Source organism: Alkalihalobacterium elongatum (genome assembly GCF_019024285.1).
In the GTDB taxonomy this organism is placed as follows: domain Bacteria; phylum Bacillota; class Bacilli; order Bacillales; family Bacillaceae_F; genus Alkalihalobacterium; species Alkalihalobacterium elongatum.
The window spans coordinates 1-23439 of sequence record NZ_WMKZ01000033.1 but is presented as its reverse complement, the minus strand read 5'-3'; the positions used below and the strand labels follow the sequence as shown (position 1 = coordinate 23439).

At 36.1% G+C, this 23439-nt stretch carries 21 protein-coding genes and 1 pseudogene; 21 read left to right on the top strand and 1 reads right to left on the bottom strand.

From position 1 onward, the window contains the following. Nucleotides 1-74 precede the first annotated feature (74 nt). The 5 genes and pseudogenes from GKP30_RS20835 (at nt 75) to GKP30_RS20815 (ending at nt 3059) form a co-directional block, all read left to right on the top strand. Entirely contained in the window at nt 75-614 is a 540-nt protein-coding gene (locus GKP30_RS20835; RefSeq protein WP_216831397.1) for a DUF1572 domain-containing protein, read from the top strand. A gap of 111 nt (nt 615-725) precedes the next feature. Further along, nucleotides 726-1592, top strand: a complete 867-nt coding sequence (locus tag GKP30_RS20830) for an alpha/beta fold hydrolase (protein ID WP_328703195.1) — start codon at nt 726-728, stop codon at nt 1590-1592. 44 nt (nt 1593-1636) lie between these two features. Further along, nucleotides 1637-1795, top strand: a pseudogene (locus tag GKP30_RS20825) (FMN-binding negative transcriptional regulator); the annotation flags it as partial. 221 nt (nt 1796-2016) lie between these two features. Next, complete coding sequence (locus GKP30_RS20820; RefSeq protein WP_216831396.1) at nt 2017-2388, top strand: iron chaperone; 372 nt, start codon at nt 2017-2019, stop codon at nt 2386-2388. A 110-nt stretch (nt 2389-2498) separates the two neighbouring features. Then, nucleotides 2499-3059, top strand: coding sequence for a uridine kinase family protein (locus tag GKP30_RS20815; RefSeq protein ID WP_236035275.1), 561 nt, complete (start codon nt 2499-2501; stop codon nt 3057-3059). A gap of 131 nt (nt 3060-3190) precedes the next feature. Here the strand turns inward: GKP30_RS20815 and GKP30_RS20810 are convergent, their stop codons facing one another. Beyond that, complete coding sequence (locus GKP30_RS20810; RefSeq protein WP_216831395.1) at nt 3191-4084, bottom strand: helix-turn-helix domain-containing protein; 894 nt, start codon at nt 4082-4084, stop codon at nt 3191-3193. A 232-nt stretch (nt 4085-4316) separates the two neighbouring features. On the opposite strand from GKP30_RS20810, the gene GKP30_RS20805 reads away from it, so the two are divergent. The 16 genes from GKP30_RS20805 to GKP30_RS23635 all read left to right on the top strand — a co-directional run bounded on the left by GKP30_RS20805 (nt 4317) and on the right by GKP30_RS23635 (nt 22906). Then, entirely contained in the window at nt 4317-4454 is a 138-nt protein-coding gene (locus GKP30_RS20805; RefSeq protein WP_216831394.1) for a hypothetical protein, read from the top strand. A gap of 472 nt (nt 4455-4926) precedes the next feature. Beyond that, on the top strand, nt 4927-5691 hold the full coding sequence (locus GKP30_RS20800; protein WP_216831393.1) for a hypothetical protein: 765 nt from the start codon (nt 4927-4929) through the stop codon (nt 5689-5691). A 41-nt stretch (nt 5692-5732) separates the two neighbouring features. Continuing rightward, nucleotides 5733-6191: a VanZ family protein gene (locus GKP30_RS20795; protein WP_216831392.1), complete on the top strand. Its 459-nt coding sequence runs from the start codon at nt 5733-5735 to the stop codon at nt 6189-6191. Between the two features lie 481 nt (nt 6192-6672). Further along, nucleotides 6673-6810 carry a gallidermin/nisin family lantibiotic gene (locus tag GKP30_RS20790; RefSeq protein ID WP_216831391.1) on the top strand — a complete coding sequence of 46 codons (138 nt, stop codon included), beginning with the start codon at nt 6673-6675 and terminating at the stop codon, nt 6808-6810. Between the two features lie 57 nt (nt 6811-6867). Continuing rightward, nucleotides 6868-7005, top strand: a complete 138-nt coding sequence (locus tag GKP30_RS20785; protein WP_216831391.1) for a gallidermin/nisin family lantibiotic — start codon at nt 6868-6870, stop codon at nt 7003-7005. A 242-nt stretch (nt 7006-7247) separates the two neighbouring features. Beyond that, nucleotides 7248-9041 carry an ABC transporter ATP-binding protein gene (locus GKP30_RS20780; RefSeq protein WP_216831390.1) on the top strand — a complete coding sequence of 598 codons (1794 nt, stop codon included), beginning with the start codon at nt 7248-7250 and terminating at the stop codon, nt 9039-9041. A 40-nt stretch (nt 9042-9081) separates the two neighbouring features. Then, entirely contained in the window at nt 9082-10395 is a 1314-nt protein-coding gene (locus tag GKP30_RS20775; RefSeq protein WP_216831389.1) for a lanthionine synthetase C family protein, read from the top strand. Nucleotides 10396-10419: 24 nt separating this feature from the next. Then, on the top strand, nt 10420-13506 hold the full coding sequence (locus GKP30_RS20770) for a lantibiotic dehydratase (protein ID WP_216831388.1): 3087 nt from the start codon (nt 10420-10422) through the stop codon (nt 13504-13506). Nucleotides 13507-13657: 151 nt separating this feature from the next. Further along, nucleotides 13658-14362, top strand: coding sequence for a lantibiotic protection ABC transporter ATP-binding protein (locus GKP30_RS20765; protein ID WP_216831387.1), 705 nt, complete (start codon nt 13658-13660; stop codon nt 14360-14362). A 12-nt stretch (nt 14363-14374) separates the two neighbouring features. Continuing rightward, nucleotides 14375-15130: a lantibiotic immunity ABC transporter MutE/EpiE family permease subunit gene (locus tag GKP30_RS20760; protein ID WP_216831386.1), complete on the top strand. Its 756-nt coding sequence runs from the start codon at nt 14375-14377 to the stop codon at nt 15128-15130. Beyond that, nucleotides 15131-15901, top strand: a complete 771-nt coding sequence (locus GKP30_RS20755; protein WP_216831385.1) for a lantibiotic immunity ABC transporter MutG family permease subunit — start codon at nt 15131-15133, stop codon at nt 15899-15901. A gap of 24 nt (nt 15902-15925) precedes the next feature. Beyond that, entirely contained in the window at nt 15926-16594 is a 669-nt protein-coding gene (locus GKP30_RS20750) for a response regulator transcription factor (protein ID WP_216831384.1), read from the top strand. Next, entirely contained in the window at nt 16585-17943 is a 1359-nt protein-coding gene (locus GKP30_RS20745; protein ID WP_216831383.1) for a sensor histidine kinase, read from the top strand. The genes GKP30_RS20750 and GKP30_RS20745 overlap by 10 nt, the downstream gene beginning before the upstream one ends. A gap of 185 nt (nt 17944-18128) precedes the next feature. Continuing rightward, on the top strand, nt 18129-18788 hold the full coding sequence (locus GKP30_RS20740; RefSeq protein WP_216831382.1) for a hypothetical protein: 660 nt from the start codon (nt 18129-18131) through the stop codon (nt 18786-18788). 396 nt (nt 18789-19184) lie between these two features. Continuing rightward, nucleotides 19185-22412, top strand: a complete 3228-nt coding sequence (locus GKP30_RS20735) for a M14 family metallopeptidase (RefSeq protein ID WP_236035273.1) — start codon at nt 19185-19187, stop codon at nt 22410-22412. A gap of 395 nt (nt 22413-22807) precedes the next feature. After that, nucleotides 22808-22906, top strand: a complete 99-nt coding sequence (locus GKP30_RS23635) for a putative holin-like toxin (protein ID WP_236035268.1) — start codon at nt 22808-22810, stop codon at nt 22904-22906. Nucleotides 22907-23439: the final 533 nt, after the last annotated feature.

Genomic DNA, 23439 nt, shown 5'->3' with positions numbered 1-23439 from the left:
AGCAGAAGAGTTTACTAATACATTAGTCTTTAAATTAATATTGTATAGCATTATTCGTTTATAGGGGGATTCAGATGGATATTGGAAAAGAGTATTTGAGGATTGTAATAGAAAGATTTAATAGTGTAAAAATCCTTGGAGATAAGACATTAAACCAACTATCGGAAGAGGAAATACATTGGAACTATAATAGCGAATCCAATAGCGTAGCAATAATAGTAAAGCATTTAAGTGGAAATATGGTTTCAAGGTGGAGTGACTTTTTAACTTCAGATGGGGAAAAAGAATATAGAAATCGTGAAGGGGAATTTATAGATGATATAACTACGAAAGCTGAGCTAATCACTGTTTGGGAAAAAGGTTGGAAAGTACTAATTGATACACTAACTGATTTAAGAGAGCAAGATTTATTAAAAAATATTAACATTCGTGGAGAAAATCATTTGGTTTTAGAAGCTATTGAAAGGCAAATGGCACATTACGCATATCATATTGGACAAATTGTTTACATTGGAAAACAACTAAAAGATAATGATTGGAAAAGTCTCAGCATTCCAAAAGGGAAATCTGAAGATTATTTGAAGGAAATGCTTGAAAAACACCAAAATAAATAGGTTGAGGTTATTGAAGTAACGAACAGCCTTGTTTGGAGATACGGGGTCTGACCCCCGCTGCGTTAATGCGTTAACATAGTGGGGGTCAGACCCCCAAACAGGAGGGACTCGATGATGAAAAACATAGATTTTCGTTTTATAAAGACGAATGGAATTCACTTACATACAGCTGTTGTAGGTCCAGAGAATGGCCCTCTTGTTATCCTTCTACACGGTTTCCCAGAGTTTTGGTACGGATGGAAAAAGCAGATCAGCACATTGGCAAACTCGGGCTATCGTGTCATTATTCCCGATCAGCGGGGATATAATTTGAGTGATAAGCCAAAAGGGATCAAGCAGTATACAATCGATAAACTAAGGGATGATGTGATTGGCTTGATCGAGTGCTTTGGCAGAAAAAAAGCCACCATTATTGGACATGACTGGGGAGCCTTAGTGGCTTGGCATTTGGCATCAACACGCGCTTCCTACGTGGACAAGGTAATTCCCATCAATGTACCTCATCCTGCTGTTTTTATGGGAAATATAGTGAAGCACCCGACCCAGATGTTCCGGAGCTCTTACATTTTATTTTTTCAAACACCAGTAATTCCAGAAAAGCTTCTTTCAGAAAACGACTATAAGGCAATAAAAAATATGATGCTAATTTCGGCTTACCCAAGAACGTTTTCACAACAGGACCTCCAGCAATACGAAGCCTCCTGGTCCAAACCAAATGCCCTGATGAGTATGCTCAATTGGTACAGAGCATTGAGGGCGGGGACGATGGGGCAAATATCGAATGAAAGAGTGACGGTACCCGTTCGCATGATCTGGGGGAGGAAAGATCAATTCTTATCCTTTATGCTTGCAAAAGAAAGCATGAAAATGTGCGATGATGGAAGGCTGACTATGGTCCAAGAAGCGACGCACTGGATTCATCACGAACAACCAGAGATACTGAACAAGCTTATTTTGAATGCGATACATGGGGGTTAATGAAGCATGGGGAACAGTCTCTATGCTTCATTATTATTACCACAGGTCTCAAAATAAAAATCAATAAAATAGAAGGAAAAGCTAAATTAAGCCAAAACCATTCAATTCAGCGACAAGAGCTAGTTATTAACCAATTAGAACAAATTCCAACTACAGATAAGCAACAAATTGCCTCTTTAATGAAGGTAAACTTAAGAAAGTAAAAAGTTTAATGTTATTTTATTGATAAGAGCGCTGCTGAATAAAGGTGAGCGCTTTTCTTTTTGCGCTAAAAAGCATTATAGTTAGATAAGAAATCACTTTTCTAGTTCAAATACACAAAAAAAGTGGGCATTGAAGAGAGCACGCGACTTTGTGAGGATTTTTTACAGTGAATAGGTGTTTCAGAAGCGTTTCTGGATTTTTATTTATAGGAGGGAACACAGTGGAGGTTTTTGCAGAATATTTAGCAGGTATCGATAATCCCGATCATCGTGAACGAACAGAGGGAATTTTGTCGTGGATTACTAATCAATTTCCAAATTTAGAACCACAAATTAAGTGGAATACGCCAATGTTTTCCGATCACGGCACATATATCATCGGCTTATCCATAGCGAAACACCATATGAGCGTATCGCCAGAGGAGGTTGGCATTGCGCAATTTGCCGATGACATTGCAGAAGCTGGCTACAGCGCTACGAAAGGATTGTTTCGAATTCCGTGGAAGAAACCAGTAAATTACGAATTACTTGAGAAAATGATTGCATTTAATATTCAAGACAAAGCGGACTATACAAAGTTTTGGAGAGACTAGAAATAATTATGATAAGTGAGATGGAACTTGATTAAATGAGCATGACAGATTTAAGGGGGGATATAGTGGATTTAACAACTAAAAAAAGTGAATTTGTTGAGTTTGAACAGTTGGTTAAGTCAATTCATTCCATTTCAAAAAAGCAACCAACCTTGTTAATTGGAATTGATGGTTGTGGAGGTTCCGGAAAAAGTACATTAGCTGCCAAACTGAAGATGGAATGTGCTCATGTTACTGTTGTACATATGGATGATTTTTATTTGCCGTCCTCACAAATAATAAAAATACATCCAGAGAAAAAGCCAATTGGTGCAGATTTTGATTGGAAACGTTTATTAAAACAAGTTCTTGAACCTATCAGTCAAAACAAAGAGGGACATTATCAGCGATATGATTGGGAGACGGATAGACTAGCTGAATGGCATGTTGTTCCCGTTGGGGGAATTGTAATAATAGAGGGTGTTTATTCGATTCGTAATGAATTAGTAAAAAAATATGATTATACTATATGGGTTGATTGCCCACGAGAATTAAGGCTTTCACGAGGTCTAAAAAGAGATGGTGAAGAGGCTCGTGATATGTGGGAAAATAATTGGATGATTTCAGAAGATATTTATGTTGAAGAACATAAACCCTTTGAACGAGCAGACCTCATTGTTAATGGAAAATAAATTCTTATACAAAAGCACAGCAGAAACGTACAGATGAGGTTCTGTACGTTAAATCAGCAAATGGCCATGTGATTTTTGAACTTTCACTACCTGCTGACACTGTTAGCTAAGGTTTTTTTCTACTTCGACAACTACCCCGTGGCCTTCACATTTTCAATTCGCGCTTTTTCTTCATGTACATTTTCGATAATGGCTTGGTTGTTTTTCAGAGTAAAGATAAAGAGCGCTTTGTCCAAGTACTTGAGGCTTTCTTCTTTGTTTGTATGATCGTGATCAAAAAGGACAATGCCGTATAGAAAAAATAGTTGCCCAAGCAAATACAAGTAATCTTCTTCAATACACAAGGCGATGGCCTGATCTACTAAATTTAGTGCTTCCGCATAGTCTTGGCGGTCGTAGGCATTCAGACCCGCGTTGTAGTAAATGTTGATCATTAATCGTTTATGCTTGATATGAGTGAGACTATTGATTTTTTGGACGAGTGTCTTATAGATTTCTGCTGCTAACTCTAGTTTGTTGGTCATGCTGTAAATAATGGCTTTTGATTGATAGATATGGAGCTCATATTCTGACATAATTTTTGGGGAAGAGTTCACAATTTTAAGTGCAGAGTCTAGTAGCTCGAGTGCTCGTTTTTCATCATGTTTGACGTGGAAAATACAGATCGCTTCTCGCCATAACATATATTGCTTTAATTGATCGCTTTTAAATAGAGGGCTGTTTTTTTCAAGGGTGATAAGCTGCAGCACTTCTTCGTAATGGCATTCCCGAATTTTTTTATCGATCGTGTTTTTCATCATTTCGACGTAGTTATTCCCGTAGTTGAAGATATCATCAAAAAAGTAGTTCATATCGACCGATAGTCGTTTTGCAATTTTCTCTAACACGACTGCTGTTGGAGACACTTCGTCTTTTTCTATGCGGCTAATTAGCCCCTGGCTGCAGATCCCGTCACATAGCTCTTTTTGCGTAACGTTAAAATACTCTCTTAAATCTTTTATACGCTGTCCAACCGAATAAGACATAAGTTCCCTCCTATAAAGGTGCTCGTTCGTGGTTGCTTCTGCTCCCGCCCCGATAACACCGAATTTTGTCGCTTGAAAGTATAAAATATTAATATGTTAATATAAGTATTGCTATTATAATATAAAAGCAAGCTTACGGCTTGTATTATCTAAAAATTATTAAAATTCAGGGAAGACAGACTTTCAGTAAGTATGGCATAATAGAAAGACTAAACATTAGGAGGAATGTGGCATGATGAAGAATAAAACGAAAGCAACCCTCGTTATAGCAGCAATGGCAGTAGGACTCTTTTTTACTTCTTTCACGGGAGTCATGGCTTATGACGAAATAACCCCAGACGGAAAGCCACCTTACATTCATTCGGATTGATTCCGTCACATGACGCCTTTTAATTGATTGCGTGATTCGTGATTGCTTGATTGCGATAAAAAATCTATGGCTTTAGTTAGTAGAGGCTTCCCCTATAATGCATGGGGAGGCCTTACTTTTTTTGTTGTATAGAAAATTGGCAATTGATTGGGGCAGTCCAAGGCATGCACTATTAAATCCCTACGTTTGCTTGCCGAAAATGGAGTTACGCCGATATCGTTAAGACCTGCGCCAATACCATACAATTTTATAAGTTAGAATGGTCGATTTAGTAAGCTCAACGGCATATATGTATTTAAAATCACTAGGCATATACATGAATTTCTAGGTTTTTGTTTGTTTTCCTTCTAATGAGTGTTAGTTTTCTCTTCTAGCTCCATTCGTGTATGGTAGCGTAACAGTGACGTCCTGATTTTTCTTGTTGTGTTAATATTATAAGTAGATTTATATATTTTTTAGGAGGTAGTTTTGAATGAACTTAAAGGTAAAGTTTTTGGTTTTATCTATTATTCTATTTGGTTCAATAGTTGGAAGTTACTCATTCGTACAAGCGAGTAATTCCTCAAATTTTAATAATGGGAATGGGCAAGGGGTTAGTGTAAAAGAATTGGCCGATTTGGTCGTTCAGCAGCAACAAGCAATTGAAGAATTACAAGCTGAACTTGCTAATGTGAAATTAGAGTTGGAAGAAATGAAAAATAAAGAAACATCTGGTGATATGGATCAGTTTGAAAACCGCTTAGCCTCACTAGAAAGCTCGGTTGGTGATTGGAGAAATGAAATGGAAACGGATGAAAGCATGACTGACGGCATCAGGCATATTTTCGATCGATTTGGCGAAGTAGAATCGGATGTTAATTGGTTAAAGGTAATCAACCAAATCGATACGTTATCGATAGAAAACTATATTAATGATTTACCGCATCAAATCCAACGAGCGGTAAATGATTTAACAGATTTTGAAGAAGAAGAATGTGAGAGAGATGACCCAAGATGTGATGAGGATAGAGTAAAAGAGTACGTTGTTGATCAAATGTTTATCAGAATAGGTGTTGGCATGTATAGCATTCTTGACTATGTCACCGAAGAAGAAGTTATTCAAATGGTTAAAGAGGCTGTAGAAAGTTATGAAAACCGATCTCATTTTTATGATAAAATCATTATCAAACACGTGACGGTCGATGTAATTGTTCCTGGTGGTCATCACATTATTGAAGTTCCCATTGAGGTTGAATAAAATCAATTTACTATTTTACTAACATAGGAGTCATAAAATACATGAAAAAAATTCTTCCATGGACAGCTGTTATCCTGTGGATGGCACTCATCTTTTACCTTTCCCATCAGCCAGCGACGGTTTCGAATGATTTAAGCACTGGTATAACAGAAGTTATTGTTGAGACAGTCGAGAAGGTTGCACCGAATATGGAGTTTGATATTGGCGCTTTCAACCATCTGGTGAGAAAGAATGCTCATTTCATTGCCTACTTCATTCTCGGTATCTTGGTCATGAATGCACTGCGTTATAGTCATCTGCCACTATTAAGAAAGGTGGGACTGGCTCTTCTGATCTGTATTCTTTATGCCATTTCAGATGAAGTGCACCAAATTTTTATCCCAGGAAGATCTGGCGAGGTACGCGATGTGCTGATCGATACCGCTGGAGCGAGTGTGGGAATTGGGCTTTATTTGGCCGTTGGTAGGTTGTTTGGTCGCTGGGGCAACCGTAGTAGTTAAGATAAAAGGGCACTTGTTTAGACAAGAAGGGTAGTGCTCTTTTATTCCCTAAATAAAAGGCCCTCCTGTCGAAAGAGGGCCTTCTTCATTAATCATTACGCCTTCCATAGAACTATTCGGTAAAAGTCTATTCATTATTTAATAACCATTCTTTTTTTTGAAATTCAATTGTTTCTTTTTTATAAGATATGAAGATAACCGCGAACCAATATGGTTCGCGGTTATCTTCATATCTTGGCTACTTTAAATGTAAATATTTTATACAAAATAAGATAATAAAATTTATTTTTTGACAATTTATTCATTTTCTTGAAAAAATTGATAAAATCTTGATTTTTAATGGTTATTATTTTATTGCAATAGTGAAAAGGAAAATAATATTAATAAGTTTTTTATTTGCCTGCTGGATAAAAGTTTTAACTAATTAATATTAATTGGACTTTAATCTCAATTGTGAAAATCTTGAAAGGAGGTGAAATGGATGCCAAAGTTTGATGATTTCGATTTAAATGTTAAACAAGCTAGTGACAATAATGATGTACAACCTCAAGTTGGAAGTAGATATGCTTGCACTCCAGGATCATGCTGGAAGTGGGTTTGCTTTACAACAACATATTAATAAGGAAGATCATTTCTCACAGACCTTGTATCAACCTATATAAAGGAGGTGATATAGATGCCAAAGTTTGATGATTTCGATCTAAATGTTAAACAGGCTAGTGACAATAATGATGTACAGCCACAAGTTGGAAGTAGATATGCTTGCACTCCAGGATCATGCTGGAAATGGGTTTGCTTCACTACAACGTATTAATTTGTAAATGGATGAATTTTTTAGACACTGCACCAAAGCCTTTAGCACTTGACCCCCGCTATTAATAGACCTTTACATAAATTAATAAAACTTCATTATCTCGGTCTGTTTTAACGAGTTAAGTGCTAAAGCACTTATTAATTAGTCCTTCCGTCTCCTATAAAAAATACATAGAGATTAGATTAAATCATAGGCAAACAATATAAAATAGAAATTCCAAAAAACTAAACGGAATGATAAAAATGGAAAGAGTAAATAAAAATCTAAAGTTAATAAGTAAGACAATTAAATTAATCTTTAATATTACAGGAAGAAACTTTTACTGGGTAATGTTACTTACCCTTTTTACTGGATTATCCCCAGTTATATCAGTTCTTTTGTTTCAACAATTACTAAATGCTATTGAATTAAAACAAAGTACTTTAAACCAATTAAGTATTCTTTTATTTATATATTTAGGCTTTTCGCTTTTTTCATCATGGTTATCAAGCATCTCTTCGTATTTTAATAGTAAATTAAGACTACTGCTCGAATACAAGATCAATTATCTAATAATAGAAAAAAGTAGTCTTTTGTCAATGAAAGATTTTGAAAACTCTGAAGTATACAACAAGTTAACCCGTTTAGAAAATGAAGTAGGGTACAAACCTTTTCAAACTTTCCAAGCATTATTAGGAATTATTTCAGCTGCGGTAACATTTATTTCTTCGGCGATTATTTTAATCTTATGGAAGCCTGCTCTAGTTATCATTTTAATCATATTACCGTTTTTATCATTATACTATTATCTAAAAATTGCCCAAGAGGATTTTAAAATTCATTTTGAAAGAAGTAATTCTGAAAGACAGGCATGGTATATCAGCTACTTATTAACACATGATTTCTCTTTTAAAGAAATTAAAATGTATGGTCTGAAAAATTATTTTTTAAAAAGGTTCTGGGCGCTAAAATCTCGTTTTAGAAACCAAGACAATTCGATTAATAAGAAGAAGATGATTTATGGATTTATCTTTAATACTATTCAAGATATTTGTATGGGGGTTGTTGTATTTATAGCTGTCATTAGCGCTTTCACTGGCAAGTTACTAATTGGAAACGTAGCAACATATATCAAATCTATCGGTATGATTCAATCAAATGGTCAAGCCATGGTTAATAACATTTATATGTTATACGAAAGTAACTTATATATGGAACTATTAGATGAGTTTTTAAGTTTGGAAACGGAAAAAGTAAATTCTGGTGAAATTACTATTGGTGCTATTAACAGTATTGAATTTAAGAATGTATCTTTTAGTTATAGTGGAACGGATGAATCGTTGAAAAATATCTCTTTTAGTATCAAGAAAGGAGAGTTAGTGGCGATTATTGGTGTAAATGGTTCTGGTAAAAGTACATTGCTTAAACTCATTTGTGGCTTGTATACCCATTACAAAGGACTAATCCTTATTAATGGTATAGATTTACAAATGATCAATAAAGAGAGTTATAGAAAGTGTATAGCAGTCCTCTTTCAAGACTATTTAAAATATGAGTTCACTCTAGGTGATAATGTTACTTTAGGTGATGTTGACAATATCAATGATACTCAAAAAATAAATAAAACATTACAACTTGCTAATGTTGACTTTTTAAAAAATAGTGAGGAATCTTATCGGTTGGATAATCAATTAGGAAACTGGTTTGATGAGGGAACTCAATTGTCTGGAGGACAGTGGCAAAAAGTAGCTATTGCTAGAACCTACTATAGAGATGCATCCGTATTTTTATTAGATGAACCAAGTTCAGCGTTGGATGCAATTTCTGAAAAACGTGTATTTGATAGTTTCTTTAAATTAGCTAATGATCAAATAAGTATGTTTATTACTCATAAGGTTGCAGTAGCAAAGAATGCAGAAAAAATCATAGTTATCAATTTTGGAGAAATAGAAGGGGTAGGAACCCATTCGGAATTAATGAGTAGTTCAGAGGTATATCGTGGGCTATACCAGAAGGATCAAATCGATAGTAACGTAGAGTTGGTGAAAAACTCTTAGTAGAAAGTTAAGAGTGTTACACAAAAGTGAGGTTAGGTAAATGTTAAAAAACGTGACTACAGAACAAAGGTTAAGGCATATTGCAAAGAGATTAACTGATGTAGCATACATTCATATGGAATCGCAAAGAAATGAAGAGAACTATAAAGGCGTAGGACGGATTACGCAAACATTAAGTCCATTAACTTTGAGTCATGGCTATCCATCATTGTGTGTCCTCTTTAGTAACTTAGGGATAATAGATAACAATATGAAGTGGATGGAAAATTCTAATGTTTATGTTGGTGAAATCGTAAAATGGATAAATGAAAGGGGAATACAAGGTGCTTCTTTGTTTTCTGGTACAGCGGGAATTGCATTTGCTATTCGAATAGCAAGTTTGGATGGTCAGTATTATTCAAAACTACAAAGATCATTGGATGAATATTTATATGAACAAATTGATAAAACGTTAGCAGTTATAAAAAAGAAAAAAGCAACTGAGATGTTTGATTATGATGTAGTTGAAGGGTTAACGGGGATTGCTAATTACCTGTTTTTGATTAGGAATGACAATACAAGTGAATTGTTCATTCGAAAGATCCTAGACTACCTCGTAACCTTATCTAGTTACAAAGACTATAACAATTATAAAATACCAAACTGGCATATTCTAAATGAACATTTATTTTCGGACCATGAAAAAGGAATATTTAAAGATGGCATTTTAAATGTTGGGTTGTCACATGGTATAGCAGGTCCACTGATTATTTTAAGCAAGGCATATAATAGAGGTTTAATAGTCGAAGGTCATCTTGAAGCAATAAATAGAATTGTGGGAGACATTCTACGATTAAAAAATCATAATAGCAACAATTGGGGTGGGATGATTAATATTAATAATTATATAGATACCAATATGATTATTAATGAGCCTTCACGCTCTGCTTGGTGTTACGGTACTCCAGGTACTGCTTTTGCATTGCTGTGTGCAGCTGAAGCTTTAAATGATTTGGAATTATTAGGCTTAGCAAAGCAAGCGATGCTTGATTTAATTGGTAAAGAGGAAGGGTTGTTTTCCCCGACATTTTGTCATGGATATGCTGGAATTACTTATATTTACAAGCGGTTTTATGAAAAAACATTAGATATCAGGTTCTTAGAGGAGTCACATAGACTCAAAGAAAAAACATTGGAGTATTTTAATGAAGCGAATTCTTTTGGGTTCTTAGATATTGAGTTAAAAGATAATAATCTATTAAAACTAAACTCCATAGGAATTTTACAAGGAATAACTGGTGTATTATTACCTTTATTATCTTTTGAAGAAAATAGCCCATCTACATGGAGTGCTGCATTTTTATTAGACGATTAGTTTTAGTGTTAAAGGAAGGGTTCAATGATGACATATTTTACACCTATCAATAAATATATGCTAAGAGTACCGTTACAGCCAAACTCATTAAAAGAGAAATATGGAGACCTAGAGAACAATATTGAAAGCATTGCTAATGATAAATATTTTTGTGAACAGATCTTAGTAGCGAGTGAGAATATATATAATTCATTAGTCAATAAAGATTTCAGCGAACTACCAAAGAAGAAACAAAGAAATCTAATTACCTCTTTAGGTAACTATATAAATCGGGCATCAACTAGAACAACACCCTTTGGTTTATTTACGGGAGTTACAATTCAAGATTTCAGTAAAAATTCGGCTGGTACAAAAACACCTTCTTTTCTAAACTACCAAAAACATAGTCGTATTGACGCGGAATGGTTGTTTAGATTCATAAAGAAGATTGAACTCGAAAATTATTCAATTTTAAAATTTAAAATGAATACAGCGAGTTATCGTATAGGGAATCGACTATATATTCCATATACGTTAAATGGTAAATCGCAACAAATCAATGTTAATTATAGTAAACCTCTAGCGATCATTGAAGAATTGTGTTCAGAGAAGTTGGTAAGTTTTCAGTTGTTAGTACACTCTTTAAAAGAAGAGTATCCTGAAAGAGATATTTCCTCACTAACTGTTTATCTAAAAACATTGATTGAAAAGGAATTTCTTATTTCCGAAGTGCGACCTCCAGTTTGTAATACAGACCTTCTAACATACACCATCAACCAGTTAAAGGAGAATCCAGAATTATATAGTCAATATGGTGAACCGCTTGATCAAATTAGCTCGCTAATTATTGAGTATAATAATACCGCAATAGGCGAGGGTACAGAGTTTTATTTGAAAATACAGGAGAAGATGAGAAATATATTCACTTTTCAAAATGAAAAACATTTACAAGTTGATACTGAACTCAAGCTTGACGAACAACTTCTAAGTAAGAAAGAAATTGATAGCATTAATAAATGTATTAATATCTTAATGAAATTTGCATCGAATATTCATTACAAAGATAGCTTTAAGCAACAATTTGAAGAGTATCGGCTGAGGTTTATAGAGAAATTTGGAACGTATGTAGAGGTTCCTATCTATGAAGTAATCGATGAAATAAAGGGTATAGGAGCCTTAAAAGCTTATAGTCACCCTAAAAATAAGTTTACACAAGACCTTCCGGTATTAAACGATGAAACCACTATTCTAAAAAGATATTTTATGGATAAATATTTAGATGCAATTGAAAATAAGCATCCAATCGTTATTACCGAAGAAGAACTAGATGAAATAGGGTTAAAGGTAGACGAAGATCATTTACCTAACTCACTAGAACTTAATTTTATACTTAGAAAAGATAATTGTGGAGAAAATTTGCTTTATTTGGGTCCAAACATCGGATCATCTGAAGCTGGAAAGACCTTCGGTAGGTTTAGTTATATGATGAATGGATGCCAAGATGTATTAGAAGAAATTGAGAAAGAGTTAGCTGATCCTGATGTTGATGATGTGGAGTTAAGCTTTATTCCTTCACATATTAGAATGGCTAATGTTACAAGTGTGAATTCTCCTAGGGAATATAATATTTCTTTATATACTAACTCATATAAGCCAAATCAAGAACTAGCTTTATCTGACATTCTAGTAGGTTTTGACGATCAGTATTTTTATTTAAAAAATAAGAAGAACGGGAGATTACTCAATGTTACTAGTATGAACATGCTTAATTTAAGTTCTACAAGTAATGTTATTCGCTTATTAAGTGATATTTCTTTATATCAAAGCTTAGAATGGAGTAGTACACCATGGAGTGTATATTACCAGGATTTCATACATATCCCTGAAATTAGGTATGAACAAATTACCCTCTCAAACGAGAAATGGAGTTTACAAAGCTTGAGAAAGAAGTTCGAAGGTAAGGCTGATATTGAAACATTTAAAGTGAAATTTGGGGAGTTTAAAAATGTTTATTCTATACCTAATGAAGTTTACCTTCAATTTGCCGATAATCGTATTTTATTAGATCTATCGAAGTCAACAGATTTTAATTTACTATTTAAGAACTTTTTTAAGTTCCCTAGCTTGACACTGGAAAAAGCGGAGGCGGGAAAACCTGGGCTTAGTTTAGGAAAAGAGTCTTACTCTGCAGAAGTTGTTGTTCCATTCGTTCTGAACGAGAAATATCGATTGAAGAAAAAGTCCAAATCTGTTGCACAATATGGAAGTGTATACAAGGAAAATCGGTATCTTCCTTTTAACGATTGGCTGTTTCTTAAATTGTACGGTCCCGAAGATCGACAGGATGAATTGATAGACTTTTTACACTACTTTTTGGTACATCACTTAGGCTGTAATGATTATGAGAAGTTCTTTTTTATGCGTTATAGTGATCCAAAACCACATATAAGATTAAGGTTTAAATCGGTAGATTCAGCTAATTTATTTACAATCTATACAAAGTTGAACACATTCTTTGAGGAATTGCGAAAGGTGAATATATTGTATGAAGTGGAAATTGGTACATATTTCCCAGAGGTTAATAGATATGGTGGACCTTCATTAATTCCATATGCAGAAGATTTGTTTTATCAGGATAGTTTAGTTGTGATGAATTTACTAGAATATATGAGAACGCATCAATTGAATAAAGAACAAGTAGGTGTTATCACTTTGCTTCACTATTTGAATGATTTCCAAATTTCTTATGATGCGCAGCTACACTTTTTAGAAATAAATTTAAAAAATGATAGTACTTACAAAAAACAATACAAAGAGGAGCCTTTTGACTTTATTAATACTTTAGATTCATATAATAACTGGGATAAGTTTTCTAAACAAGCCGAGGGAGATAAACTGTTAAATATATTAGAGGCTAGGAGAGGGAGTATAACTGCATACCTGGAAAAGATCTCTTCTACTCCTGAACTCACGAGTGATTTATTTAACATCATCGGGAGCGTTATTCATTTACATTTCAATCGATTATTTGTTATTGACCGGGAGTTTGAGGATAAACTCTACTCATATGCTTATCATACGTTATATGGACAAAGAGTTTTAAAAAATATTGAACAAACGGTACAGACTTAACTTACGAATAAAAAAACAGTTCATTTACAAAAATCCTTGTAGATGAGCTGTTCTTTTTTGTGTAAAAAGACTTTGGGGAATTTGATTTTATCTTGAGGTTTAGTTGTTACACTCTCTTTAAATCATAAGAAAAAGGAGTAGTGGAAAGAAGATGACTGATACTTACATGTTGCAGACTAAGGGGTTAACTAAAAAATATAGAAGAGATACGGTCGTTAAAGAACTGTCCTTAAATGTGCGACGCAACACGATCTATGGTTTGCTTGGACCGAATGGTGCGGGAAAGTCGACTACGCTAAAAATCATTGCTGGCCTCATTAAGCCTACATCTGGAGAGGTTGTGTTTGATGGTCATCCTTGGAGTCGAGCCGATTTAACACACATTGGGTCTTTAATTGAACATGCACCACTTTATGGGAATCTGACCGCTAAAGAAAATCTAGAGGTGATTACTACGATCTTAGGATTACCGAAGCAACGAATTGAAGAAGTGTTAGAAACAGTCGGTCTTACGAATACGGGCAGTAAAAGGGTCATGAATTTTTCTATGGGGATGAAACAACGCCTTGGAATTGCCCTTGCAATTTTAAATCGACCGAGGTTACTGATTTTAGATGAACCGACAAATGGCTTAGACCCGATTGGTATTCAAGAGTTGAGGGAGCTCATTCGGTCTTTTCCAAAGCAAGGAATTACGGTGCTATTGTCGAGTCATTTGTTATCTGAAGTTGAGCATATTGCAGATGATATTGGCATCATAAGTAATGGGATTTTAGGGTACGAAGGAGAATACGACGTGCATGAGGATTTAGAGACACTCTTTACAAATATAGTAAGAAATCATCGTTCAAAATAGGAGGTGAGATTAGTGATTTTGGATATAAAATCAGAAGTGTTAAAAACGAAACGAACAAAAATGAGAAAAATGCTTTTTATCATTCCTTTGATATGCGCATTCCTTGCATTATCGTTTAACTTCCTCGGCGGCCCAGAAATTATTAGACTGAGTGTGGAAACGATCATTAATCATTGGGGGATCATTTGGCTATCAGTATTTATCGCAGCTGTAGCTGGTCTTCTTAATAACTTGGAAAAAAAATCAACACGCTTTAAAACAACAGTGGGACTCCCCGTCAATTTAGGCAAGAGAGAACTAACGAGGATCGTATTTTTAGTAGGATTTACTTTTTTAGCGTCGATTTTTTTAATTGTGATCATGACGATTACTAGTTTTGTAATAGAAAGTCCCTTTTTAGTCCCATTGTCCCTATGTATTTTAGCGGTCTTGCTCACATTTATTACTTCACTATGGCAAATCCCTTTTTGCTTATGGCTTTCAAGAAAAACGAACTTTTTCTTTACCTTACTTTTTAATAGTATGCTTAATCTGAATTTGGGTACTCTTTTTGCTCCCACTGAAGATTGGTGGTTGGTACCGTATGCTTGGCACTTAAGAGTCCAAATGCCTTTAACGAAGCTCCATTCCAATGGTATCCCACTGCCAGAGGATAGTGAACTTCTAAGTTTTTCTGTTATACCCGTCGCTATTACAATAAGTCTATTACTCTTCTTCCTTCTTACACTATTAGCCGTATGGTCGTTCAGAAAATTAGAGGTGAGGTAGATGCTTGAATTCATACGATGTTTTTTAGCTGAATTTAAAAAAAGAAAGCGAAGTTTATTTTTAGTATTACACCTTATCGTTCCACTCTCACTATCTGGAGCTTTGATCGTTTATATGCTCGGAAGAAGTGATACTTTAAGTGCAGCGGCTAGCTATAAAATTTTCTTTGAGCTTATAGGAGTAGGGACACCTGTTATCATAGCGATTATTTGTGGTATGGTCGCAGATTCAGAAGGCGATGCAGGAAATTTTCAAAATATGATCGGACGAACACGAAGTAAAATAGTAACATTTATTAGTCAAATTAGCATGATGCTAGTCTCTTATTGGTTTGCTATACTTTTAACTATCACGATTTATGTGTTCGGTATACAGTATATGGTAGGGATAGAGGGAATTGATTTTACGGTTTTCTTATGGGCGGGGCTAATTTTTAGTCTTACTGTTGTTTTCCAATATTTTTTCTATCATATGATTGCTTACAAACATGGAGTGGGCATAACGAGTATTTTCGGGTTTGCAGGATTAATTATTGCTGCTCTCGCAATGACTACAATTGGAGATAATATTTGGCCTTACTTACCGTGGGCATGGGGCGATCGCTTTATTGAGCAACTTATAGTTATTCCTCAATTAAATGGAATAGTGATTTCAGATCAATTCAACCTCGTAGTAAGAGGAAGTATTACGGCTTTTCTACTAACAACTATGATTATTCTCTGGAGTATGGTTTGGTTCAATCGTTGGTCAAATCGAAAAACGATTGATTAATAAATGACGAAAAGGTGTTAAACAATGGCTAATATATTAACGATTGATGATGATGCAGCGATTTTAAGGCTAATCACAAAAATGTTAAAAATGAAAAACCATGAAGTAACAGGTCTTCAAAGTTTGAAAGATTTGACGTTAGAAGAGATAAATAATTTTGATCTCATTTTACTTGACGTCATGATGCCTGATGAAGATGGTTTTCAAATATGTAAGAGAATAAGGCCGTTCATTAATATCCCGATCATATTCATGACTGCAAAAAGTGATGAAAACTCAATCATACAAGGGCTAACGATTGGCGGCGATGACTATATCTTAAAGCCTTTTAGTATTCACGAAGTCAATGCACGTATTGAGGCTCACTTGCGCAGGGAGCATCGACCGAAAAAGCAAAATACGAATACATTTATTGATGGTGATATTCTTCTAGACTTGGCTGCTAAAAAAATCATTATTCGTGGAGAAGAGGTTGGCTTCACTAAAACCCAATATAATATCTGTGAACTGTTGGCCTTAAATAAAGGGAAGGTTTTCTCAAAAGACTACATTTATGATGCCGTGTACTCTTTAGAAAGTGAATCTCAAATTTCAACTGTCATTGAACATATCAGGATGATACGGAAGAAGTTTGCACAGTTTGATTTGGCCCCAATTCATACAGTTTGGGGTGTAGGGTATATATGGGAATAAGAAATACGTTATCAGTATACTTTTTTAAATGGATACTCAGTATTGGTTTTGTGGGTGTTTGTATCATACTTCTCAATGTTGGTATCGTCACATGGGGGTTGAATAACAATGTGTTTCTCCCAGCCAATGAACCTATAAAACAAGCGGAAAAAATCAAGGATATCATAGAAAATTCGGATCGTATTGATCCTGCTATTATACCTCCACAATTAGACTATGCAATTTTCAATAAAGAAACGAACCAAATTGTGCATACTAATTTAAGCTCAAGAAATATGGAAAAGGCCCAAAAGGCATATATAAATAATCAATACGGAAAATCTAATTCTTACTTGCGGTATGATAGCCAAAATGAAAGTCTCATGATCCGTTATACGTTAAAAATTCAGTTTGCCAATTTAGAGTTAAGGCAGGCAATCCCAAACCCTGGAGTTATTCTCCTAATTTTAACTATTATCGTATTTTGTACGTATTTAGTTTACAATATAAGGAGATTTTCGCGACTTATTATTGAGGAAAATCAAAAGTTAATTCATGTCGCTCGTAAAATAAAAGAAAAAGATTTAAATATTCAGTTCCCAGAAGTTACGTTTAATGAGTATAAAGATGTCATGGGTGCTATGGAAAATTTATCAGAAGCATTAGTTAAATCTATTGAAAACGAAATCGAAAGTAAGAGATCAAAGGCTGAACAAATTAGCTATTTAATACACGATATTAAAATCCCATTAACTGTCATAAAAGGGAATGTTGAATTGCTCGAAATAGATAGGAATGAGGATTCCGAAGAAACTTTTAGTGATATCCAGAATGCTATAAAACAGATAGAAAGTTATATACAAGAGGTTATTGATATTAACCTGAATAATAAGGAACTTAAATTGAATAAAGAAGAAATTACCGTTAATGAGTTTTTGGAAAAAGTAGAGTGTGAAGTAAAAAAGCTCGGTGTTCATAACTTAATCGTGGAAAATAATTCAGAAAAAGGGACGACGCTATATATCGATATCGATCTGGTGATTAGAGCCCTCAATAATATCTTACTCAATGCAATTGAGCGAACTCCTCCACATGAGAAAGTTCAATTAATCGTTAGGCAAGATGAAAATTCGATCCAATTTAATGTCATTGATGGTGGACCTGGTTTCACCGAAGAAGCATTGAAAAGAGGAACAGAGCTATTTTACACAGAAAACGTTGAGCGAACGTCCAACAATCACTATGGTTTAGGCCTAACTTTTACAGAAAGAGTCATCAAGCAGCATAACGGAAAATTAAAACTTAGCAATAATGCCAATCACTCTGGCGACGTCCAAGTGAAGCTACCGCTGCGTCCCGCGCCACATTGACACGAACGGTGCCAGGCACCTAATAGGGTGCCTGGCACTTTTTATTACTACCTATGTTAAATAGGAAAACCTCTTGCTTTTTCAACTCAAACACCTTATTGTTTTCTCATAATAATATGTTCCAAATTCCTACTAATTTTCTGGGAAATAAAAAAGTGGAGTGAGGAACTTTAGGAGTGGGAAACATGCAGTCTCATTATTTATTTACGGTCTCATTGATCGTTCTAGCCGTTGTCTTTTTCGTTTTACTAGGAAAATATATCGTTGGGAAGCAAAGACATTGGAGTCAATTTAAATATGAGCTGAGTTGCCTGGCAGTGGCTACGGTTTTCGTTGGCGTGATGTTTGTATTGACCGATTCAGATGGCGACCCGACGGTGATCGATGATGTTGAGGTTATAAGTGCTGAAAATGCTATACCAGCAAATACTGAAGTGAACAGTGAGGAGATTGGCATGACTGCTCCTGACCAAACGGAAGAATATGAAGTATTCTATGAGAAGGTTCATTTGCGGGTGCGAGCAGCAATGGATGACTTGAACAATCATCTGGCTAACTTCGAGATGAACGACATGTGGGTCGAGGATTCCAGTGAATACAGTAGGCAATTAACCAACTGGATCAATGCGTTTAAGGATAGGGAGGATATACCCGATCACTATGAACATGTTCATGCCGTATACCTAGAAGGAGTAGCGCATATTGAAGCAGCACTTAAGTTACTCCATGAGATCGTCATTGAGTTTGGAGATTCTAGCGAGATTGAGAAGGTCCAGACTTTGCTGGAAATAGGTGAAGTGAAGATAGGAGAGTCCGAGCACCTTTATGATCAAGTGGAAAAATAAGAATAGATTGTCGTGAAGGGCTGTGTAGGTCCTTTTTCCTGTAGTGCCAGGCACCATTTATTAATGGGTCTGGTTTTTTGTTTTTCGGCAGGGGGATTGACGATGTTTTTTAATATCAAATACATATTATCTAATAAAAATTCATGGTAGAAATTACATATTACAAAAGTCTTAAGTGAGTGTGTTGTTATTTTAATATTGAAATGTGGAAGTTAAACAGTTGTTTAACTAGGTTGATGATGAATTATTTTTAGTTAATGTAAGTCCTCGTCCTAACAGGACACAGTGAAAGTTGTCGAAAGAAAAATCAGAAAGATTGTATATTTATTCTTTCCCTCTACGAAATATTCTGGTATGTTATTTTAGTAGAATATAGAGGAGAGGATAGATTTGGATATGAAAAAGTTCATGACAGTCTTTGCAGTAATCATTATGTTGCTATCATTGATTACCCCAGCTACGTTGGCTTCACCTAACACAGTAGAAGCTAGCGAAGTTGTAGAATTAGAAGTTAGTCGCTCGTTATTTTCTCTTACTGAAATCCGAACGGTAGAAGTACAAGCTGATTTTGGTAAGGAAGTAGATTTGGACACACTAGAATTTCAGTTTGGTGGAAAAAGCCTTTCTGAATGGAAAAAGTGGACAGGCGGAACGAATTATAACGGTGAGCCATTTATTACAGTCATCGAGGAACCTCATTTTGTCGATGGCACAACCACTGTGAAAGCGACATTGGAGTTTGGTTTGCTTTATGATCGTACGAATTTATCAAATCGAACAATTCGCGTGCAGTATCAACAGTTTATTGGTGACTACGAGTTAGCGCTTATCAACTCTGAAAGTGGAGCAAAAGCGGCGACAGAAGTTAAGTTGAACGTATATGATGAGTTCCTTTTTAATGAAGAAATAAAGCCTGCGATTGATCAAGTATTCGCAGAAGCTCAAGCAGATGAGTCTAATAAACGTTACTTGGAATACCAAAACGTTGGAACGTCTGTTGAAGGACGCGACATTCATTTCGTTATTTTAGCTCGTGATAAAGCGGCAGTTGATAAATATTTAAATGAAACGCTGCCAACTGCTTTAGAAAATCCTGCTAGTTTACTAGAAGAGTTAGAAAATGGAACAATGGGAGACTACCAAGTTCCGATTTGGTTTAACAATATTCACCCTGATGAAGTTGAAGGTGTGGATGCTCAGGTTGAATTATTCAAGAAGTTTGCGTTAGAGGATGAAGTGAAGTTTAATTCATTGACTATAGATGGTGATGAAACAGCGGTCACACTAAATGTCGACGAAGTACTTGATGATGTGATTTTCTTATATTTATTTACAAACAATCCAGATGGACGGGTTGCCAATACAAGAGCGAATGCAAACGGGTTTGACTTAAACCGTGACAACGCGTACCAAACACAGGTGGAAACACAACAGGTGAATGAAATTATTGCCGAGTGGACACCGCTTTCTTTTATTGATATGCACGGGTATGTAAACGGATTTTTAATTGAACCAGCAACACCGCCGCACAACCCGAATTTTGAGTATGATCTATTAAGTGATAATATGCTTAAACAAGCTCATGCAATGGGACAAGCTGGAATTGGGCTTTCAAAGTTAAATTCATATTTTATTCCGAAATTAGATTGGAAAGATGGCTGGGATGATATGACGCCAGCTTATACGGCAATTTATGCGATGCTGCACGGCTCATTAGGCCACACAATAGAAGTCCCAGAATTAAGCCAGGACTCGCTGTATGCGATGATCGGTACGGGATTAGGAGCTACACTGTTTGTTACGGAAAATAAAGACGATTTATTTGCAAATCAGCTGGGGATCTTCAACCGTGGCGTGAACGGCGAAGATAACCGTGCTGTAGATAAGCATTTTGTCAATGCAGCGGGTGAATCAATTGGCCGTGTGCGAGGAGAGCATGACAATTTCTTCCCTGATTATTATGTAATTCCGACAGATGATAAAGAGCAAAAAAATCTTCTTGAAGCGCATAAAATGGTAGATTATTTGCTTCGCAACGGTGTGAAGGTGGAGCAAACAACAAAGAATATCGAAATAAACGGGACACTGTACCCGAAAGGCACGTTTGTTGTTCCTATGAATCAAGCAAAACGCGGTCTAGCGAATGCAGTGCTTTATCAAGGGGAGAACGTTTCTGACTGGGGAGCGATGTATGATCCGATTGTTGTTAACTTCCCAGCATTAAGAGGATTTGATATTGATACTATTCGTGAAGCGGGTGCATTTGCAGGAGTGACGTCTGCAGTTGAAAACGTCAAGCTTCCAAAAGGTAGTGTTACTGGAAACACGCCAAAGCAAGTACTGCAAAATACGAATAATGATACGATCAAACTTGTGAATGAGCTTCTGAAAAATGGCAAAACAGTTGAAGTAGCAATGGAAACGAACGCTCGTGTGAACCAAGGTGACTTCATCGTTGCGACAAAGGATCTTCGTTCATATGAAGGCAAGTATTATTTTGAAACACTGCCATTAGGGAATGGCCAAAATCTGAAAACGAACCGACTTACGCAGCCGAAAGTTGCTGTAACGGGGTCTTCGCAGTTGAGATTTTCATTAAATCAGCTTGGGTTTGATTTGGTAAATCAACAAGATGCAGATGTGATTATTGCTGATAGTGGTACTTTTAATGCTAATAATGTGTCAGGAAAATCTTATATTGGTATAGGTGTGAACGCTTTGAATGCTGTTCGAAACAGCGGTAAGCTGCCTGGATTTACTTGGGGCTATACAAGAGCAAACCACGAAGGACTTGTAAAAGCTGATGTCAATGAGCATCTTATAACTTCAGGTTACAGTGAAGAAGAGCTTCTTTACGTAACGACAGGAGCATGGATTAGTTCAGTTCCTGAAGGCGCAGACGTATTAGCGACGTTCAGTGACAGCGATGACTTCTATGTAGCTGGCTGGTGGCCAGGAAACGAAAATGCTAAAGGTAAGGTAATGGCATTTACAGCGTCTACTGCTGATACAACATTTACTTTATTTGCAAATGACCTAGCGTTTAGAGCGCATACAGAACACAGCTACCGCTTATTAGCAAACAGCATTTATGCGTCAGTTGGCTCTGCGGTTGAGAAGAAAGGTAAAGGTCAAGGCCAAGCGAAAGGTCAAGAAATTAAAGTAGATAACGGAAAAGTTCAAGTTGAAAGAACGCAAGAAAATGGTAAAAACAAAGTGAATGCAACGGTTGCCAAGGATGCATTAATCAATGCAGCGGCAAACAGTGACCGTGTTGACCGCTTTATAGTAGAAGTAGAGCGTGCAGCGAACGATGTAATTGAAGTTCTCATTCCTACAAGTGAAATCAAAGAACTGAAACAATCACAGCCTGACGCTATGCTTGAAATCGAAACAGAAACAGGTACGTACACATTACCATTAGCCGACTTTGACCTCGGAAAAGTTGCTAAAAATAACGGTAAAGACTTCATGCTATCAATCAAAGTAGCTGTAGAACAAGAAGTGTACGGTGAAGGCAGAGAAACAGAAGAACGCGTCATTGAAGTCAGCCACGTCACAGTTTCCGCATTAGTCGGAAATGCAGAAGTAGAAATTACAAGCTTCAAAGTGATTGAGGAGTAGACTGGCGTAACCGATAAAAGTAGTACGATGAGCATCATGCATAAAAGGTGCGATACACATAAAAGATGTGATGCACATAAAAGGTGCCAGGCACCTTTACTCAACTAAAGTATGCAAGCAAGAGCCCCCACTGATGTGGGGGCTTTTGTTGTGCAGTGTGGTGTGCAGTTCACTTCGTGCGTGCATGCGGGGCGACGCTGTAGTGCCCGAGTAAATATATCTAAACACGATTGTTCTACGGTTTGTGGTAGTTACAATGGAGCGTGACGGTGGGACATCCTTCCTAATTTAAAAGAATGGTAGAAATAGGAACATACGTTTGCTATAATTAACAATAGCAACTTCATAAAGCGGATGGGCGGTTAGCCATCTCCTATAAGAAGGGAGGTGGTAAGATGACGACATATGAAGCAATAGCTGTTATACTGCAATCAAATTTAGTCTTGATTGCTGTGATAACGTTAATATTAAAATTCGTCAAAAGAAAAAAGTAACCGCCCTGCTCCTGTCAAGATAAGGGTAGTTACTTCATGAAAAATGTATACCTGATATTTTGCTAGCCGCTCTTCATGCGGCATGTAGTTGCTTTGGCTGAGTGTTTGCGGCACTCGGCCATTTTGACTTTATGATTACTTTGTTTATATTATACACTTTCGTAGCATGTACAATCAATTGTAGTTTTGTTGCTGTGACGCCCCGATATACCTTGTTCCACAGATTGTTCCACGAAACACAATCCTAAAGAAGGAGACTAATCAGTCGTTAATTACGACTGTATGAGTGAGCTTCTTCTTGAATGAAGCCCGAGCAATGGTTGAAACGGAAGAAGAGGTCATCATAGAGCCTGAATGAAGCCCAAGCAACCGCTGAACCGAAGGACGAGGTCAACATAGAGCCCGAATGAAGCCCGAGCAACGGCTGAACCGAAGGAAGAGGTTAACATAGAGCTCGAATGAAGCCCAAGCAACCGCTGAACCGAAGGAAGAGGTCAACATAGAGCCCGAATGAAGCCCGAGCACCAGCTGAA

Coding starts and splice junctions, on each gene's coding strand:
- GKP30_RS20835 (WP_216831397.1), top strand. CDS start 75: ATGGATATTGGAAAAGAGTATTTGAGGATTGTAATAGAAAGATTTAAT.
- GKP30_RS20830 (WP_328703195.1), top strand. CDS start 726: ATGATGAAAAACATAGATTTTCGTTTTATAAAGACGAATGGAATTCAC.
- GKP30_RS20810 (WP_216831395.1), bottom strand. CDS start 4,084: ATGTCTTATTCGGTTGGACAGCGTATAAAAGATTTAAGAGAGTATTTT.
- GKP30_RS20805 (WP_216831394.1), top strand. CDS start 4,317: ATGATGAAGAATAAAACGAAAGCAACCCTCGTTATAGCAGCAATGGCA.
- GKP30_RS20800 (WP_216831393.1), top strand. CDS start 4,927: ATGAACTTAAAGGTAAAGTTTTTGGTTTTATCTATTATTCTATTTGGT.
- GKP30_RS20795 (WP_216831392.1), top strand. CDS start 5,733: ATGAAAAAAATTCTTCCATGGACAGCTGTTATCCTGTGGATGGCACTC.
- GKP30_RS20790 (WP_216831391.1), top strand. CDS start 6,673: ATGCCAAAGTTTGATGATTTCGATTTAAATGTTAAACAAGCTAGTGAC.
- GKP30_RS20785 (WP_216831391.1), top strand. CDS start 6,868: ATGCCAAAGTTTGATGATTTCGATCTAAATGTTAAACAGGCTAGTGAC.
- GKP30_RS20780 (WP_216831390.1), top strand. CDS start 7,248: ATGGAAAGAGTAAATAAAAATCTAAAGTTAATAAGTAAGACAATTAAA.
- GKP30_RS20775 (WP_216831389.1), top strand. CDS start 9,082: ATGTTAAAAAACGTGACTACAGAACAAAGGTTAAGGCATATTGCAAAG.
- GKP30_RS20770 (WP_216831388.1), top strand. CDS start 10,420: ATGATGACATATTTTACACCTATCAATAAATATATGCTAAGAGTACCG.
- GKP30_RS20765 (WP_216831387.1), top strand. CDS start 13,658: ATGACTGATACTTACATGTTGCAGACTAAGGGGTTAACTAAAAAATAT.
- GKP30_RS20755 (WP_216831385.1), top strand. CDS start 15,131: ATGCTTGAATTCATACGATGTTTTTTAGCTGAATTTAAAAAAAGAAAG.
- GKP30_RS20750 (WP_216831384.1), top strand. CDS start 15,926: ATGGCTAATATATTAACGATTGATGATGATGCAGCGATTTTAAGGCTA.
- GKP30_RS20745 (WP_216831383.1), top strand. CDS start 16,585: ATGGGAATAAGAAATACGTTATCAGTATACTTTTTTAAATGGATACTC.
- GKP30_RS20740 (WP_216831382.1), top strand. CDS start 18,129: ATGCAGTCTCATTATTTATTTACGGTCTCATTGATCGTTCTAGCCGTT.
- GKP30_RS20735 (WP_236035273.1), top strand. CDS start 19,185: ATGAAAAAGTTCATGACAGTCTTTGCAGTAATCATTATGTTGCTATCA.
- GKP30_RS23635 (WP_236035268.1), top strand. CDS start 22,808: ATGACGACATATGAAGCAATAGCTGTTATACTGCAATCAAATTTAGTC.